17 protein-coding genes and 1 tRNA gene are annotated in these 16,443 nt (G+C 62.3%); 14 read left to right on the top strand and 4 right to left on the bottom strand.

From position 1 onward, the window contains the following. The first annotated feature begins 234 nt into the window (after window positions 1–234). The 4 genes from NKJ37_RS04055 (at window position 235) to NKJ37_RS04040 (ending at window position 2,791) form a co-directional block, all read left to right on the top strand. A complete protein-coding gene (locus NKJ37_RS04055; RefSeq protein WP_013529251.1) occupies window positions 235–507 on the top strand; it encodes a DUF4164 domain-containing protein in 273 nt (90 codons plus the stop codon). A 15-nt stretch (window positions 508–522) separates the two neighbouring features. After that, window positions 523–888 (top strand): cell division protein ZapA, encoded by a 366-nt coding sequence (locus NKJ37_RS04050; RefSeq protein ID WP_352772839.1) that lies wholly within the window; start codon window positions 523–525, stop codon window positions 886–888. A gap of 222 nt (window positions 889–1,110) precedes the next feature. Next, complete coding sequence (locus NKJ37_RS04045; RefSeq protein ID WP_127260439.1) at window positions 1,111–1,770, top strand: peroxiredoxin; 660 nt, start codon at window positions 1,111–1,113, stop codon at window positions 1,768–1,770. Between the two features lie 148 nt (window positions 1,771–1,918). Further along, entirely contained in the window at window positions 1,919–2,791 is an 873-nt protein-coding gene (locus NKJ37_RS04040; RefSeq protein ID WP_352750517.1) for an MBL fold metallo-hydrolase, read from the top strand. A 298-nt stretch (window positions 2,792–3,089) separates the two neighbouring features. Here the strand turns inward: NKJ37_RS04040 and rpoH are convergent, their stop codons facing one another. Continuing rightward, window positions 3,090–4,001, bottom strand: a complete 912-nt coding sequence (gene rpoH, locus NKJ37_RS04035) for an RNA polymerase sigma factor RpoH (protein WP_013529255.1) — start codon at window positions 3,999–4,001, stop codon at window positions 3,090–3,092. 190 nt (window positions 4,002–4,191) lie between these two features. Next, window positions 4,192–5,241, bottom strand: a complete 1,050-nt coding sequence (locus NKJ37_RS04030) for an RluA family pseudouridine synthase (RefSeq protein WP_352772836.1) — start codon at window positions 5,239–5,241, stop codon at window positions 4,192–4,194. Window positions 5,242–5,267: 26 nt separating this feature from the next. Here NKJ37_RS04030 and NKJ37_RS04025 point away from each other — a divergent pair, with 26 nt between their 5' ends. From NKJ37_RS04025 to NKJ37_RS03995, 7 genes are all read left to right on the top strand, one after another. Beyond that, entirely contained in the window at window positions 5,268–5,651 is a 384-nt protein-coding gene (locus tag NKJ37_RS04025; RefSeq protein WP_352772833.1) for a fimbrial protein, read from the top strand. 48 nt (window positions 5,652–5,699) lie between these two features. Further along, on the top strand, window positions 5,700–6,107 hold the full coding sequence (locus tag NKJ37_RS04020) for a VOC family protein (protein ID WP_023810974.1): 408 nt from the start codon (window positions 5,700–5,702) through the stop codon (window positions 6,105–6,107). 90 nt (window positions 6,108–6,197) lie between these two features. After that, window positions 6,198–6,272, top strand: a tRNA-Glu gene (locus tag NKJ37_RS04015). 247 nt (window positions 6,273–6,519) lie between these two features. Next, complete coding sequence (locus NKJ37_RS04010; protein WP_352772831.1) at window positions 6,520–6,696, top strand: Flp family type IVb pilin; 177 nt, start codon at window positions 6,520–6,522, stop codon at window positions 6,694–6,696. Between the two features lie 272 nt (window positions 6,697–6,968). Then, a complete protein-coding gene (locus NKJ37_RS04005; RefSeq protein ID WP_352772828.1) occupies window positions 6,969–7,550 on the top strand; it encodes a VOC family protein in 582 nt (193 codons plus the stop codon). 22 nt (window positions 7,551–7,572) lie between these two features. Further along, a complete protein-coding gene (locus NKJ37_RS04000) occupies window positions 7,573–8,520 on the top strand; it encodes a glutathione S-transferase family protein (RefSeq protein WP_352772825.1) in 948 nt (315 codons plus the stop codon). 299 nt (window positions 8,521–8,819) lie between these two features. Then, window positions 8,820–9,188, top strand: coding sequence for a UCP034077 family protein (locus NKJ37_RS03995; protein WP_128305017.1), 369 nt, complete (start codon window positions 8,820–8,822; stop codon window positions 9,186–9,188). A 10-nt stretch (window positions 9,189–9,198) separates the two neighbouring features. Here the strand turns inward: NKJ37_RS03995 and NKJ37_RS03990 are convergent, their stop codons facing one another. Continuing rightward, complete coding sequence (locus tag NKJ37_RS03990) at window positions 9,199–9,411, bottom strand: hypothetical protein (RefSeq protein ID WP_023810978.1); 213 nt, start codon at window positions 9,409–9,411, stop codon at window positions 9,199–9,201. 318 nt (window positions 9,412–9,729) lie between these two features. Between NKJ37_RS03990 and NKJ37_RS03985 the strand changes: the two genes are divergently transcribed. Beyond that, window positions 9,730–10,644: a DUF2865 domain-containing protein gene (locus tag NKJ37_RS03985; RefSeq protein ID WP_352772822.1), complete on the top strand. Its 915-nt coding sequence runs from the start codon at window positions 9,730–9,732 to the stop codon at window positions 10,642–10,644. Between the two features lie 124 nt (window positions 10,645–10,768). Next, window positions 10,769–11,005 (top strand): hypothetical protein, encoded by a 237-nt coding sequence (locus tag NKJ37_RS03980; RefSeq protein ID WP_013529265.1) that lies wholly within the window; start codon window positions 10,769–10,771, stop codon window positions 11,003–11,005. Window positions 11,006–11,078: 73 nt separating this feature from the next. Here NKJ37_RS03980 and NKJ37_RS03975 read toward each other — a convergent pair whose 3' ends face one another. After that, window positions 11,079–11,429: a hypothetical protein gene (locus NKJ37_RS03975; RefSeq protein ID WP_023810980.1), complete on the bottom strand. Its 351-nt coding sequence runs from the start codon at window positions 11,427–11,429 to the stop codon at window positions 11,079–11,081. A 190-nt stretch (window positions 11,430–11,619) separates the two neighbouring features. Here NKJ37_RS03975 and NKJ37_RS03970 point away from each other — a divergent pair, with 190 nt between their 5' ends. Beyond that, the gene (locus NKJ37_RS03970) at window positions 11,620–16,179 is read left to right on the top strand and encodes a PAS domain-containing protein (protein WP_502901974.1); all 4,560 of its coding nucleotides are present in this window, start codon (window positions 11,620–11,622) and stop codon (window positions 16,177–16,179) included. Window positions 16,180–16,443 lie beyond the last annotated feature (264 nt).

The following is a 16,443-nucleotide window of genomic DNA, read 5'->3' as shown; positions in this document are numbered from 1 at the left end:
TTGGGAGAGCCCTTGAAAAGGGTGCGCGACACATAGCAGGCGCGGGCTTTTAGTCAACAAATCGGGTGCACATTTGCCGGTCTTGTGATGCCGGCGGCGGACCTACATTAGCGTTAGCGGGGGACAGTCGCGAGAGCTTTGTTGACGTTGCCTTCACCCGGTGCCTAATGTTTCAGGGATAACGCGTTCTGAACGTGAACGATTCGGTGATGGGCAGGGCACAGGACGAAGGCCATGACCGGGGAAGCCACACTCAAGGAAGTCATCGCGAGGCTGGGCAAGGCCATCGAGGGGCTGGAAAACGCCGTCGCGGCCAAGCTCGAGCATGAACGCGACTACTCCGAAGCCGAGGCCGAGGTGCAGCGGATGAATGCCGACCGCTCGCGGCTGGCGCAGGAACTCGATAATTCCGAAGCGCGCGCCGAACGGCTGGAAGATGCCAACAAGGAAGTCTCGCGACGGCTGGTGACCGCCATGGAAACCATCCGCGCTGTGTTGGACAGGTAGGGGGCTGGATAGCTCATGGCTCAAGTCACGGTTTCCATCGACGGCAAACAGTATCGGATGGCCTGCGACGAAGGTCAGGAAGACCATCTGATCGACCTTGCCGAACGTTTCGACCGCTATGTCTCGCATCTGAAGGACTCGTTCGGCGAGATCGGCGATCAGCGGCTGACCGTGATGGCCGGCATCATGGTGATGGATGAACTCTCGGAGTTGCAGAAACGCGTCAAGGGCATGGAAAGCGAAGTGCTGACCCTGCGCAAGACCCGCGACGAGGCTCTGACCAAAGCCGACAAAAGCGATAGCGTGCTGACCAACGCGCTCGGCGCGCTGGCACAGCGCATGGAAGACCTGACTGTGACGCTGGCGGTCAACAAAACCTGAGGCAGGAACCTTTCCTGTCCAGCCCAACAGGCTCTCATACGCGCGCAGCGTATTCGGCAGCATAAAAATGCTCGCCTGCCGCCCACAAGAGTTTCATATTATCTTGCAGCCACGATTTTTGCGCTAAGATGCAACGATGCCGGGCGGGACAGCTTGATGTCGGCGTGATTGCCGCGTGCTGTTCCTCGCTGCCGACGGTTCCGTTTACAGGGGAGATGTACCATGAGCCTTCGTATCAACGACATTGCGCCGGATTTTACCGCCGAGACCACGCAAGGGACGATCAAATTCCATGACTGGATCGGTGATGGCTGGGCGATCCTGTTCAGTCACCCGAAGAATTTCACGCCGGTCTGCACGACCGAGCTTGGCACGATGGCCGGGCTCGAAGGCGAGTTCAAGAAGCGCAACGTCAAGATCATCGGCATTTCGGTCGATCCGGTCGAAAGCCACGGCAAGTGGCAGGACGACATCAAGACGGCGACCGGTCATTCGGTGAACTACCCGCTGATCGGCGACAAGGACCTCAAGGTCGCCAAGCTCTACGACATGCTGCCGGGCGGTGCCGGCGAGACGTCGGAAGGCCGCACGCCGGCCGACAATGCCACGGTGCGCTCGGTCTATGTCATCGGACCGGACAAGAAGATCAAGCTGGTGCTGACCTACCCGATGACCACGGGCCGCAACTTCGACGAGATCCTGCGCGCGGTCGATTCCATGCAGCTCACCGCCAAGCACCAGGTGGCGACACCGGCGAATTGGAAGCAGGGCGAGGACGTCATCATCACCGCTGCTGTCTCCAACGAAGACGCGATCAAGCGCTTCGGCGCCTACGAGACCATTTTGCCCTATCTGCGGAAGACCAAGCAGCCATCGGCCTGATCCCAGGCGCTTCGGAGCGATCTTTGGCCTTCCCGCCCTTGCGAGCCAAGTGATACTTGACTGCCGCGCCCGAGCGGACAACCATGCTCCTCTCGGGTGTCGTCAGAGCAAAATCATTCCTGGCGACCGAGAGTTGGGGAAGCCGGAATTGGACGTAGCTTTGGCCAAGCCGCAGGTCAGCGGCTTCTATGACAAGCCGACCGGGGCCATCCAGTATGTCGTCGCCGACCAGGCGGCGAAGCGATGCGCCATCATCGATCCGATCCTTGATTTCGACGAGAAATCCGGTGCTACGGCAACGACGAATGCCGATGTCCTGCTCGACTTCATCAGCGAGCAGGGACTGAGCGTCGAATGGATCCTCGACACGCACCCGCACGCCGACCATTTCTCGGCGGCACACTATCTGAGGGAGAAGACCGGCGCGCCGACGGCGATCGGCGACAGAGTCGTCGACGTTCAGAATTTGTGGAAGGCGATCTACAACTGGCCGGATTTTCCCGCCGACGGTTCGCAGTGGGACAGGCTGTTTGGTGAAGGCGAAACCTTCAAGGTCGGCACGCTTCCGGTCAAGGTGCTGTTCTCGCCTGGCCATACGCTGGCCTCGGTCACCTATGTGATCGGCGATGCCGCCTTCGTCCACGACACGCTGTTCATGCCCGACAGCGGCACAGCGAGGACGGACTTTCCCGGCGGCAGTGCCGCGCGGCTCTGGCGCTCGATCCAGGACATTCTGGCGTTGCCGGACGAGACGCGGGTGTTCGTCGGCCATGACTATCAGGCCGGCGGCCGCGAGCCTTTGTGGGAGAGCACGGTCGCCATACAGAAGGCGACCAACATCCATCTCGCCGCTGCCCGCAGCGAGGTCGAGTTTATCGCCCTGCGCGAGGCGCGCGACAGGATGCTGCCGATGCCAAGGCTGATCCTGCATGCGCTGCAGGTCAACATGAATGGCGGAAGGCTGCCCGAACCCGAAGCCAATGGCCGGCGGTACCTGAAGTTTCCGCTGGATGGGCTTTGAGGGGCTGTTGGCGAAGTTGCCAATCTCCCCCTTGCGGGGGAGATGCCCGGCAGGGCAGAGGGGGTGCTGTCCCGCCAACCTGTCAGCTAATTGTGGTTGTGCCTTTAGTCTTTCGGTTGGGTGACTGACGCCGAAAGTAGCGATCCTTCACACCCCCCTCTGTCCTGCCGGACATCTCCCCCGCAAGGGGGGAGATCGGATGTCGCCTTCGCTTTCGCCAACCACCATTGCAGTCCGCTACAAAAAAGGCGGCGCCAGTTTCCTGACGCCGCCTTGATTTTTGTAACCGAAGCTAACCTTACGCCGCGGGCTGCGCCTCAATCGTGCGCAGCGCCTGGGTCTGGCGCTTGGCGGCGGCCTTGACCGCATCCTGCACCTTCTCGAAGGCGCGCACCTCGATCTGGCGCACGCGCTCGCGGCTGATGTCGAACTCGGACGACAGCTCTTCCAGCGTCAGCGGCTCCTCGGCGAGGCGACGGGCCTCGAAGATGCGACGCTCGCGCTCGTTGAGCACGGCAAGAGCGCCCGACAGCATGCCGCGCCGGTTTTCCAGCTCGTCCTGCTCGATCAGCATCTCTTCCTGGCTTTCGTGGTCGTCGACCAGCCAGTCCTGCCACTCGCCGGACTCACCTTCGCTCGCCCGGATCGGGGCATTGAGCGAGGCGTCGCCCGACAGGCGGCGGTTCATCGACACCACCTCGGCTTCGGAAACGTTCAGCCTGGTGGCGATCTCGGCGATCTGGTCGGGCTTCAAGTCGCCGTCGTCGAGCGCCTGGATCTTGCCCTTCACCTTGCGCAGGTTGAAGAACAGGCGCTTCTGATTGGCGGTCGTGCCCATCTTGACCAGGCTCCACGAGCGCAGGATGTACTCCTGGATCGAGGCCTTGATCCACCACATGGCATAGGTCGCCAGGCGGAAGCCACGCTCGGGTTCGAATTTCTTGACGGCCTGCATCAGGCCGACATTGCCTTCCGAGATCACTTCGCCGATCGGCAGGCCATAGCCGCGATAGCCCATGGCGATCTTGGCGACGAGCCTGAGGTGGCTGGTGACGAGCTTGTGCGCAGCGGAGGTGTCTTCATGCTCGGCATAACGCTTGGCGAGCATGTACTCTTCCTGCGGCTGCAGCATGGGAAAGCGGCGGATTTCTTCCAGGTAGCGGCTGAGGCCGCCTTCGCCGGAAACAATGCTGGGTAGTGACTGGGCCATGATAGCGCCCCCTCTCGATTGGAGTGATGCCCCCGAAACGCGGCGGGCATGTGACGCGAGCACCAAAAGGCTCGCCCGCGACATCAGATCTTATACAGGAACAAAACCAGAAAAGACAGGCATTTGTTCAACACGAAACAGTGTGTCACGGTGAAGTGAACAATGTCAGTCAGGTTTTTTGATGGCGAGTTCAGAGCTTGCGGAAGCCGCTGACGAGTTCCTCCATGTCCCTCGGTAACGGCGCCTCGAACCTCATCGTTAGATGGGTAGTGGGGTGGCGAAATGCAAGGAGCCAGGCATGCAAAGCTTGCCGGGGAAATGCCTTGACCTGACTTTTCAAGGGTTCGGGCAGCCGGTTGCCCTTGGTGCGGAAGGCCTGCCCATAATCGGGGTCGCCGATCACCGGATGGCCGATATGTGCCATGTGGACCCGGATCTGGTGGGTGCGGCCGGTCTCCAGCCGGCATTCGACCAAGCTGGCCGTGGCGAACTCCTTTTGGCTCTCGCCGAAACGCTCCTGCACGGCGAAGTGGGTGACCGCATGGCGGGCGTCGTCGCGTCCTTCCGGCACCACGGCACGGCGCACCCGGTCGGCGGCGCGGCCGAGCGGCGCGTCGACCCTTCCGGCCGGCCTTTGCGGTATCCCCCAGACCAGCGCCAGATAGGCACGTTCGAGATCGCCGGTCAGGCCGTGATCGGCGAAAGCCTCGGACAGTGACTTGTGGGCGCGGTCGGTCTTGGCGACGACCATGACGCCGCTGGTCTCCTTGTCGAGGCGGTGCACGATGCCCGGCCGGCGCACGCCGCCGATGCCGGAAAGGCTGTCGCCGCAATGATGGATCAGCGCGTTGACCAGCGTGCCGGTCCAGTTGCCGGCGCCGGGATGAACGACAAGCCCGGCCGGCTTGTTGATGACGATCAGCTCTTCGTCCTCATAGAGCACATGGAGCGCGATGTTCTCGCCCTGCGGCTCCGCCGGCTCCGGCTCCGGCATGGTAACCGACACGCTTTCGCCCGGCGCCATCTTGCGCTTGGTCTCGTCGACAGGCTTGCCGTCGACCGAGACCGCGCCCTGCCTGATCAGCATCTGCACGCGGCTGCGTGACATGTCCGGGCCAAGGCTTGCGGCCAGCCACTGGTCGAGGCGCAGGCCGGCCGCATCCGCGCCCGCCACCAGCACAGTGGGCTGCATGAATTGGTGCTCTATCAATTCAGGGGCCTCTTCGCTATGAGCGCTCATTGAAAAACCGTTCCGGATTGTTTGTCATGGCCACCCCAATTGCCGAGGAAGACCAGGAAAAGCCGCTCGACCCCGAGGTCGAAAAGGTGCGCAGGAAACTCGTCCGCTTCGTCGGGATCAATCTAGGCCTGCTGTTCCTCGCCCTTATGGTGGTGATCGGCGCCCTTGTCTACAAAGCGCGCAATGCACCGCCGGCGAACCCGCCGCTGGCCGGCGATATCCAGACACCCGCAGGCGAACCGGTCAGCGGCGACATCGTGCTGCCGGTCGGGGCCAAGGTGGTCAGCCAGTCGCTGTCCGGCAATCGGGTCTCGATCGACGCCGAGCTTGCCGACGGCAGCCGCACGATCTTCGTCTACGACATCACGGAGCGACGCCTGATCGGCCGCTTTGCGATCCGCAACAAGTGACCGAGCTGCAACGATGAACGGCAGCAGGCCAATGAGCAAGCCTCAGGGATGAGCGGGTTCGCCGAGCATCGTCGCGTCGCCACGGTCGCCCTGGTCGTCGCCAACTATGACGAGGCGATCGCCTGGTATGTCGAGAGGCTGGGGTTCCTGCTCGTCGAAAATGTCGATCTCGGCGGCGGCAAGCGCTGGGTCACAGTGGCGCCGGCCAACGGGCAGGGCGCCAGGCTGCTTCTGGCCGAGGCTTCCGACGAGGCACAGAGCAAAAGCATCGGCAACCAGACCGGCGGGCGTGTCTTCCTGTTCCTGGAAACCGACGACTTCGCCCGCGACCACGCGGCGATGCTGGAGAAGGGCGTCGAATTCCGCGAAGCACCGCGCTTCGAGCCCTATGGCACGGTGGCTGTTTTCGCCGATCTGCATGGCAATCTCTGGGATCTGATCGAGCCGAAACGATAGGCTGACGGCCGGCTTTTCCTCGGCAAGGGAAAGCGGCCTAACCCCAGTTGCTTTTTCCCAGCGCTCAGCCTATATCGCCGGTTCTTGAACGCGCCCATCGTCTAGCGGTCAGGACACCGCCCTCTCACGGCGGGAACAGGGGTTCGATTCCCCTTGGGCGTACCAAGTTTTCCGACAAATTACAGGATGCCGTCGATTTCGTTTCTGAAGTCGGCGACCGTCGATACTGCGGCGTTCGGAAAACCCGCTCTGCACAGGTAGCCGCAATCTTGAAGATCCCAGTGGCACCAACCACTCCGGCCTTCATTTCAGTCGTCTGGCAAATGTTAACGGACCCGAAACCGAGAACCTTAACGCCCCGCAGCTCACGGCGATATATTAGTTGTCGCTTTAGTATCTGCAGGAGGTTGAGATGCAGAAAATAGCCTATCGTTTCGCTTGGGACGAGCCTGGCGCGACCGCGATCGAGTATGGCTTGATCGCGGCTCTTATCGCGCTGGCGATCATCACCGGCGCCCGGGCGCTTGGCAATTCGCTCAACGGGATATTCACGAACGTCGGCACTACGGTCAACAGCAGCGGCTCGTAAGTCGGTACATCAATTCGGTCGCCACCGGCCGGATTCGTCGATCTCAGCCTCCAAGAGCGCAGCGCGTACGTGCTTCCGATGTCGGGCATCGGGAGTGCGGACGGCGCTCTCAATCAGTCGGCTTTTTCCCGTTGCGTCGCCGCGTCGTCGCTTCTGGCGCCGCGAGGCTGTTTGCATTAGCATCACGTCACGGATCCTGAGATACGGCTCCAGCGGCGCGCAGAACGCCGCGCTGCCCGGACGGCCAGTTGATGCCGTGGGGAGGAAGGCCAATGCAGAAGCTGCAATCGCAGGGCGTCCATCACATCACGCTGGTCGGCGCCGGGCGCCAGACCTCTATCGATTTCTGGGAAGGCGTGCTCGGCATGCCGTTCATCTTCGAACAGCCCAATCTCGACAAGCCGAGGGAAAGCCACCTCTATTTCGATCCTGGCGACGGCCGGCTGGTCACCATCTTCACCGACGAGAGCCGCACACCAGAGAAGCGGCGCACGCCGACCGATCCGGGCTGTGTCCACCACATTGCCTTTTCGGTGTCGCGCGTCACCTTCCTGCAGGCGGTCGCCCGGCTTGACGAGCGCGGCATCAAGCACAGCGGCGTGAAGGATCGCGGTTTCATGGATTCGATCTATTTCGAGGATCCGCTCGGTCTGCTGGTCGAGTTGGCGTCCTACCGCTTCGAACCGCCAGCGGGCTTCACCCATGCCGATGTGCTGATGGAAGCGCACAGGCTGCGGGTCGCGCGCGGCGACTACAACATCGCCGAAGTGCATCTCGCCGATGCGATCCAGGCGCTCGTCGAGCGTTCCCGCGCAACCTTGTCGGAGGACCGGGCAGCGAAGAACCCATACTGAACAGACCAGAGGGAGGAATAAGATGGCCAAGACAGCGACGAAGACTGCCGGGGAATCCGCGGCCAAAGCTGCCGCCAAGCCGGCGGCGAAAGCTGCGGCAAAGCCAAAAGCCAAGGCGGCCGTTAGGCCTGCGGTGAAGGCGACGGGAAAAGCCGCGCCCAGGGCCAAGGCCAAGCCGGCCAAGAAGCCGGCGCTGAAGCTCAGCATGCTGAAGCCCAGCGTCAACAACATGACCGTGCGGGTGTTTGCGCGCGCGGCCGGTTTCGACCATGCCGAGACCGATGCCTGGGGCCACACCCGTTCGCCGGAGTTCATGGCGCGAAACCCGGCCCATTTGACACCGATGATCGAGGACAAGAGCCTCCCCAGAGGCGTGCTGTGGGAAAGCTGCGCCATCATGCAGTATCTCGCCAACAAGCACGGGCTGGAGAAATTCTATCCGAAGGCGCCGGCCAAGCGGGCGATGGTCGACAGCGCCATGTTCTACCTGATCGGCACGCTCTACCCCTATGTGGCGCGCGCCACCTACCCGGCGCTCGGCTTCCCGCATTATGCCGGCGAGGTCGGCCACAGCGACGCGCACCCCGACAGGAAGTCGGAGGCCCAGAAGGCGGCGATGGCCGCGATCGCCGAGCCGCTGGAGGTCTTCCACAGCTTCTTCAGGGACGGCAAGCCGTTCATCGGCGGCAAGCATCCTTCGATCGCCGATATCCGGCTGGCGGCGACGCTCGAATTCCTGGCCGTCGTCGACTATTCCTTGCCCCGATGGGCGAAGGACTATGTGGCGGCGATCGAGAAGACGCTCGGCAAGGCCTATAGCGAGCCGGCCGGCGACGTGCGCGGCTATATCGCGCATGTGAAGTCGCAGGCAAGGCCTGAGGTTAAGGATGCGTTAACCGAAGCCCTGTCTACTGCGGGGCAATTCGCTTTCGGCCCGCGACCACGGATGTACTGGCGCAGAACGTCGTAGCGATGGGAAAGGTCGGCGCAATGCCGGCCTTTTTGCTTTCGCACGCGGTCTCTTTGTTCAACGCAATTCCCAAGGGAAGCGCCATGCGCTTTCCCCGGGAAAACCGTTTCACACTTTTCCTGGAATTGCTCTATCGCCGGGCGCGATCGAGCAGCGATCAGGCCACGCAAGCCTCGGCCGCTGTCGCTTTTTTGGCGTCAACTTTTGCGGAGAGATATTGTCATCGCCGGCGTTGACCCTACCATCCATTTCGGCAGTCCGGCATGGATTGTCGGTCAGGCGCGAAATGAGGGCTGGCGATGAAAAGCGTTGCGAAGCGGGTTGCGGTTGTGGGTGTGATGCTGGCGAGTGCTGTTCATCCTTCAAATGCGGCTGAACTGAACACAATGAACGATGTCGGGACCGCCATTCAGGCATGCTGGACACCGCCGGCGGATGCCGGAACCGCCAGCGTCACCTTGAGCTTCAGCTTCAAGCGGGACGGCACGCTAATCGGCCCACCGAGGCCGACAGCCATCAAGGTGGAAGGCGGTGCCATGGCGAAGAAATCGTTTGTCGACGCCGCGACAACCGCCCTGCAGAATTGTCTGCCCCTGACCTTCTCAGCGAAGCTGGCGCAAGGGATCGCCGGCAACGTGTTCACATTGCAATTCGCTTCTCCAAAATAGGCGCTGCCGCTCAGTGGTGACTGCGCCTTGCCTCGGCATGCCGGGCAAGATCGGGCGTCTCGAAGACGTAGTCGCTCCAGGCTGATTCAGGAACCTGGCCGGCCAGATAGCATTCCAGCAACAGGCTCTGCTCGGGATTGAGTGGCCTTGGCGCGCGCTGGTCCAGCCCCAGCGAGTGAAACAGGTTTCTTGTCAGGTCCGAGACGGTGAAGTGGATCGACATCTGCAATCTCCCTTTGGTCCTTCAACGCGGAAGGCCCGGCAAAGGTTTCGAACGCCTGGCGATAATGGCGCATTGATCTCGGTCCGTTGCGTTGCAAATCCTCGGCCACGGTCAGGCTTGCGCTTTCTTTCGAGGTTCGTCTCAATCTTGAAATAAAAATGTAATATCGAATTTACATGAGGTAACGTAGTACAATAGACAATAGGTCCTTCAGGTTGAAACTCTTTAGATTATTAGAAAGTACTCATGTAGCTGAAGCTTGCTGAAGTCATGGGCTCTAAATTCCAGGTTCTCCGCAAAAAGGACCAAGTTGTCCCGATGATCCGTTTCTGGCTTTCCATGGTGATCGCATTTATTTCGCTGGCGGCAGTTTTGTTCGGTACGCTTTCGTCCTACGCGGACAGCTGCGGCGCGATCAGAAGCCAGTTGCTTTCGGCTGGCCGCAGCGGCGGGGCAAGCCCGGAGCTTGCCCCGTTGCGCCGGCAACTTGCAGCCATCCAGACTATCGAGAGACAGCGCCAGTGCACGGCGAAAAGTTCGCTTGGTGGTCTCTTCAACGCCTGCGCCGATCTCGCCAGGAGCCGCTCGGATGTGCAGCGCCGGATCGCTGCCGCCGGGAATTCGGGCCGCGACACAGCGGGCCTGCAGGCGCGCCTCGTCGCGCTTGGCTGTGCGCCTTCAGCAAAGCAACGGCCTGTGCGCGCCGCGCCCAGCACCCAATCGGCGACCACCACGTTCGCCGGCAATGCGATGCTGTTTTGCGTGCGTCTGTCGGACGGGTATTTCTTCCCGGCGCCAAAGTCGCAGTTCGCCGCCAGCGGCGATCTTAAGGAGACGGTCGATCAATGCCGTTACATCTGCGATGACCCCAGCGTCGACCTCTACACGTTGAGCGACGCCAGCCTCGAAACCGACCAGATGACCGCGCTCGACACGCGCAAACCCTATACCGAGCTGCCGGCAGCCTTCAGATATCGCGATGATGCGAATTTCAAGGCATGCGACGTCAAGCGCTACTACCAGCGGGTCACCGAACTGCGAGCCAGGACTGTGACGCCCGCCAACATGCGCAACGCCATTATTCCGCTGCCGACGGCGAAGCCGGATCTCGGCACGGTTGCGGCCGTCGCCGGGATCGATGCCGAAGCCCCAGGTGCCGCCCAGCACCTTTCGATCGAGGCCGGCGAGCGGCCGGTGCGCGTGGTCGGCCCGGCATTTTTCCCGGCCGAATGATCGCCGGTCTTCCCCGATCGGCGATCACCGGTGGCGGCGTGCCTGCTGCGATGCGGTTGCGCGATCCCTCTGGAACAGAGGGGCACTCACGGCGTTGTGATCGACATCAGCCGGGAGGAACGCCGTGGCTACTTTCAGGGAAATGCGGGTGCTGGAGATCGTCGAAGACGACTCGCTGACCACCGAACAGAAAATCGCCGAACTGCGCGAGATCGAATCCGAGGCGCGTGGGTTGCAGCGGGCTGCCTCGGAGGGCCCAATGGACGACGATGACGGTTGGCAGGAAGATCTGCGTCAGGTTCGTCTTGCACTCGACAAGCTCGGAGCGAAGGAGCCGAAAAAAGGCGCTGCTTCCCTGTGAAGGCCGGGTCACCGAGCTATCCGCGGATCGCGTTTTGTTTGATCGAAACCCGCTTTTAGGACCAAGCTCCAATCTAATCGCAGACCATGCGAGCTCTCTTGCCAGGCTCGCTGACGTTCCTGCAGGTCAGCGATTTCGCCGGCGCCGATAGGGACGCCGACGCAGGCAACCTCGTCTGGTGCCGTCTCGGTGCGGCATGGCTGACCTTGCGCTCGGAAAAACGCCGGGGCGGCTGCGGCGCCACCGGAAAAGCGCCGTTTTCGACCTCGGCTTGCCCATAGTCGACATTCGGTGGCGGCCGATCCCAGAAGCGCCGGACATCGAGCGGCCTCGGGATGACGACCGTGCCGTCATAACTGCGCGAGCAACCGCCGCCGAAAAGCAGCGCCAGCCCCATGAAAAAAGGCACAATCCGTCCAAGCATCAGCAATACCCCTGCCGTTGCTTATATAGCGGGTTCGACCCTGCCGACAACCGGGCGGAATGAAGCAGACCCTGCCGCCCGATCCTGTCTAACAACCGTTAAGGTTAGCGGATCCTTAATGCTTCTCGGGCACATTCCGCCGACGAACCGCGGAGGAGGGTTCGGCCTTGGTTTTCGGGGTGGGGACGGCATGGCGGAAGCGAACGAAACAATCGGCGCGCGCGGCAAGCGCGGGCCTCGCAGATCCACAGTGCATGGCGATGATGCATCATCGTCCGCCTCTTGCATGGATTCGAACGATGCGCTTCGCCAACTCGTTGAAGCCGGTTCCGACTGGATTTGGGAGACCGACGCCGTACTGCGGTTCTCCTGGCTTTCGCAAAACTACCAGGCAGCCACCGGCATCGATCCGGCAAACGTGCTTGGCCGGTTCCGCTTCGACTTCCTCAACCAGGTCCTGAACGGCGATCGCAGTGGCGCCGCGCATCTGGAGGATCTGCAGGCGCACCGGCCTTTTCGCGACTTCGTCTACGAACTCAAGGGTGGCAACGCCGACTGTCGCTGGGTCTTGACGTCAGGCTTTCCGAAGTTCGACGACGAAGGAAGATTTGCCGGTTATCGCGGCATCGGCCGCAACGTCACGGCACTGGCGGACGCCTTTAAAGGTCCGGGGCCGGGACCATCGGCCGACGGCGAGCCCGACCAGCATCTGGCCGACCTCGAGCGAACGATGGACGCCATGCATATGGGCGTCGTGCTTCTCGATGCCAGGCTCGACACGCTGATCATCAACAAGGCCTATCGCGACCTCTCGAGGATTCCGGACGGCGCTGTTAGCGTCGGCGCTCCGTTCAGCCTGTTGATGGAGCTCAACCGCCGCAGCGGCATCTATGGCGACATCGACGAACGGCAATGGCAGCGCTACCTTGCCGCTCGTCTCGACGAGATTCGCGCCGGATCCGTCGCGCCGCGCGAATTCGTCCATGCCAACGGCAGGACGATGATGTTCTCGGTGACGGCGCTGTCAGGCGGCAAGCGGCTGTTGACCTATTATGAGGTCACCGAGATGAAGCAACGCGATGCGGAGATCAAAAGCGCGAACGCCAAGATCGCCGAGACCTTCGCCAGTCTCCGCAGCATGGTCGACCAGATGCCGATCGGTGTCCTCGTCCTGGACGCCAATATGCGCGCCGAGATCATCAACCGTGCTTTCTATGATTTCTGGCAGATCGACGCCCGGCGCGCCGAGATCGGCTGCAGCTTCCGCGATCTGATGGACGCCAGCCGCGACATCGATCCGTTTGGTGCCGACGATGCATCATGGCAGCGGCATGTCGCAGAGCGCGAGGCGGAAATCAGGGCCGGGGTCGCCGCCTCGCGGCAGTTCCCGCGCAATGACGGCCGCACCCTGATCTCGTCGATGGCGCCGCTGGCCGGCGGCAAGCGGCTGATCTCCTATGTCGACGTCACCGACATGAAGGACCGGGAGGCCGAACTTGCCGACGCGCTGGAGAAGGCGCGGCTGGCGGAGGCGGTGATCAACGCCGTCAAGGATCCGATCTTCGTCAAGGACGACCATCTGCGCTTCGTCTTCGTCAACGAGGCGTTCGCTGCTCTGTTTGGCCAGACGCCGCAAACCATGCTCGGCAAGCCCGGCGGCGATTTCCTCCCGGCGAACGCTGTCGCGCTTTTCGAGCAGAGCGAAGGTGAGGTCCTTGCGACCGGGCGGCCGTACGAAGTGGAAGAGAATTTCGAGGTCGATGGCGCCAGCCGATCGCGCATCGTCAGGAAGAGCCGCGTCGGCATGGCCAGCGGCCGCAACTATGTTGCCGGCTTCCTGTTCGACGTTTCCGACATGAAACGCCGCGAGACCGAGGCGCAGGATGCGCGCAAGCATCTCGCCAGCGTCCTTGAATCCTTGCCGGCCGCCGTGATCATCTACGATAGCGACGACAGGTTCGTGTTCGCCAACCGCAAGATCCAGGATACGCTGCCGGCCTTGAAGCCGGCATGGCAGCCCGGCTGCACATTCCGCGAGGCACTCGTTCTGGGCCATGCGAACGGCTATTTCCGCAACAGCGGCGATCCACAAGTCGACCAGCTCTACGACAGCGACCATGACCGCTGGCTGGATGCGATCCTCGCCCGCTACCGCTTGCCCAATTCCTGCTACGAGCGTCATAACCCCGACGGCCGCTGGTACCAGGTCTACGACATGCGGACCGATGACGGCACCTTCATCGGTGTTCGCGTCGACATCTCCGAGATCAAGAGCCGCGAGGCGGCATTGCGCGATTCGATGCGCCAGATCGACCTGTTCCGGCACGTGATGGACGAGTTGCCGGTGGCCGCCTTCATCAAGGCGCAGGACCTGAGCATCGAATTCGTCAACAAGGCCTGGTGCGCGATCACCGGCTTGGCCAAGGAGGATGTCATCGGCCGCACCGACCGGCAGTTGTTCGGTGCGCAGGACGCCGATGGCTACAGCCATGACGACACGCAAGTCGTCGTGACGGGCGCCGTCAAGGAGGTCGAGGAACCCGTCACCCATAGCGACGGTACGGTTCGGCAGTTGATGACGCGCAAGAGCCGCCTGGTGACGCTGGACGGGTCGGTGCATCTGGTCGGTTCGAGCACCGACATCACCGACGTCAAGGCGCGCGAGCGTGCGCTGGAAGAAAGCATGCGCGAGAACGAGGTGTTCCGCAGCCTGATCGACAACGTGCCGGTATCGATCTACGCCAAGCGCTCCGATCTGAGGCAGTTCTATGTCAACAAGGGCTGGTGCGATCTCACGGGCTTCCGCAAGGAAGAGGCTATCGGCAAGACCGACATCGAGATTTTCGGGCCGGATGGCGAGGCTTTCGTCAATGGCGACCTCGCCGTGCTGCGCACCGGCGAAACCCAGGAGGTCGAAGAGACGGTGACGTTGGCCGACGGCAGCGTCAGGCATCAATTCGCCCGCAAGGGCGCGATGATCGCCTCCGACGGCTCGCTCTATTTGATCGGCTCGACCACCGACATCACCGAGCTGAAGATGCGAGAGGCCGAACTGCGCGAGGCGCGTCAGCGCGCCGTGCTCGCCGACCGCGCCAAGTCGGAATTCCTCGCCAATATGAGCCATGAGATCCGCACGCCGATGAACGGCGTGCTCGGCATGGCCGAACTGCTGGCCAAATCGGACCTCGACCCGAAGCAGAAGACGTTTACCGACATCATCGTGAAATCGGGCAATGCGCTGCTCACCATCATCAACGACATCCTGGACTTCTCCAAGATCGATGCCGGTCAGTTGGTGCTCGATCCGGCGCCCTTCAATCTGGCCGAGGCGATCGAGGATGTAGCGACGCTGGTGTCCACACGGGCCAAGGAAAAGGACCTCGAGCTGATCGTTCGTGTCGAGCCTCGGCTCGAGAGCCTGTTCGTCGGCGATGTCGGCCGTATCAGGCAGATCGTCACCAACCTGCTCGGCAATGCGGTGAAATTCACCGATGAAGGCCATGTGCTGGTCGACGTCACCGGCGAGAGGGTTCCAACCGGAACGAAGCTGACGATCTCGGTCACCGATACCGGCATCGGTATCCCCGAGGAAAAACTGAAACTGGTGTTCGAGAAATTCAGCCAGGTCGACACCTCTTCGACGAGGCGACACGAGGGGACCGGTCTCGGCCTCGCCATCACCTCGCGGCTCGTCGAGCTGATGGGCGGCGATATCGGGGTCGAAAGTGCGGAAGGCAAGGGCTCGACTTTCTGGTTCTCGGTGACGCTGCCGAGGGCCGGACAGCAGAACGGGCAACGCATCATGCCGATCGACGTGACCGGTGCGCGTGTGCTGATCGTCGACGACAATGCCGTCAACCGGGCGATCCTGACCGAACAGATGACATCGTGGACGTTCGATTCCTGCGCGGCCGAAAGCGGCGCCGAAGGCCTCAAGGTGCTGATCGCCGCCGCAGCCTATGGCGTGCCGGTCGACTGCGTCGTGCTCGACTACCAGATGCCTGAAATGAGCGGCGCCGAAATGGCGCGGATCGTGCGCAACACCGCCGGTCTTGCCGGCACGCCGATCATCATGCTGACCTCGGTCGACCAGTCGCTCGCCAACACCAGCTATCGCGATCTCGGCATCGATGCCCAGCTGATCAAGCCGGCGCGCTCTTCGGTGCTGCTGGAAACGCTGGTCGCCACCATCCAGCGGCATCGCCACAATACTGGCGACACGCAGCCGCTCGCGGCCGACACCACTCCAGGCAATGTTGCACGGCCGCAGCCCTCGGCACCGTCCGAACAGCGTGCGCTGCTGCAGCCGCCTTCGATTCGCCCCCGGCCACCGGTGGCGGCTGGCGGCGACAGGCTGGACATCCTGGTGGCCGAGGACAATGAGGTGAACCAGATGGTGTTCACCCAGATCCTCGGCGAGACCGGTTATGGTTTCGAGATCGTCGGCAATGGCCGCAAGGCGCTCGACGCCTTCGGCCGGCTCAACCCGTGCATGATCCTGATGGATGTCTCCATGCCGGAGATGAACGGTCTCGAAGCGACCGCCGCCATTCGCCGGCTGGAGGAAGAAACCGGCACGCATGTGCCGATCGTCGGCGTCACCGCGCATGCGCTGAAGGGCGACCGCGAGCGCTGCCTGGAGGCAGGCATGGACGACTATCTGCCCAAGCCGATCAGTCCCCGGGCGTTGCTCGAGAAGGTCGAGCGCTGGGTCGGCGCCAGCCGGCAGGCTCAGCGCAACGCCGGGTAAGCCGGCTCTGCCCGAGTGCGGGGAACGCGGCGAAGATTCGCGCCCCTGTCAGCGGCCAAGACTATGGCGCGATCGCACCATATCAAAGGCGGCATCCAGCCGAGACAATGGCTACATTCGAATTCCGCTCTTCCCAGTTACGGGCGGGAGCAGCGACCGCCGGCATGAGACAGCGTCAACCTACCCCAACGGACCTGTTTTCGGCGATGGCCCGGCCACGACACCGTCTGGCTGAGAGCAACGCGCTCCCGTCCGGCTTTTCTT

This window comes from Mesorhizobium sp. M0140 (genome assembly GCF_040322475.1).
GTDB lineage: Bacteria > Pseudomonadota > Alphaproteobacteria > Rhizobiales > Rhizobiaceae > Mesorhizobium.
Note: the sequence above shows the minus strand (reverse complement) of the source record. Positions and strands in the feature narration are given on the sequence as shown.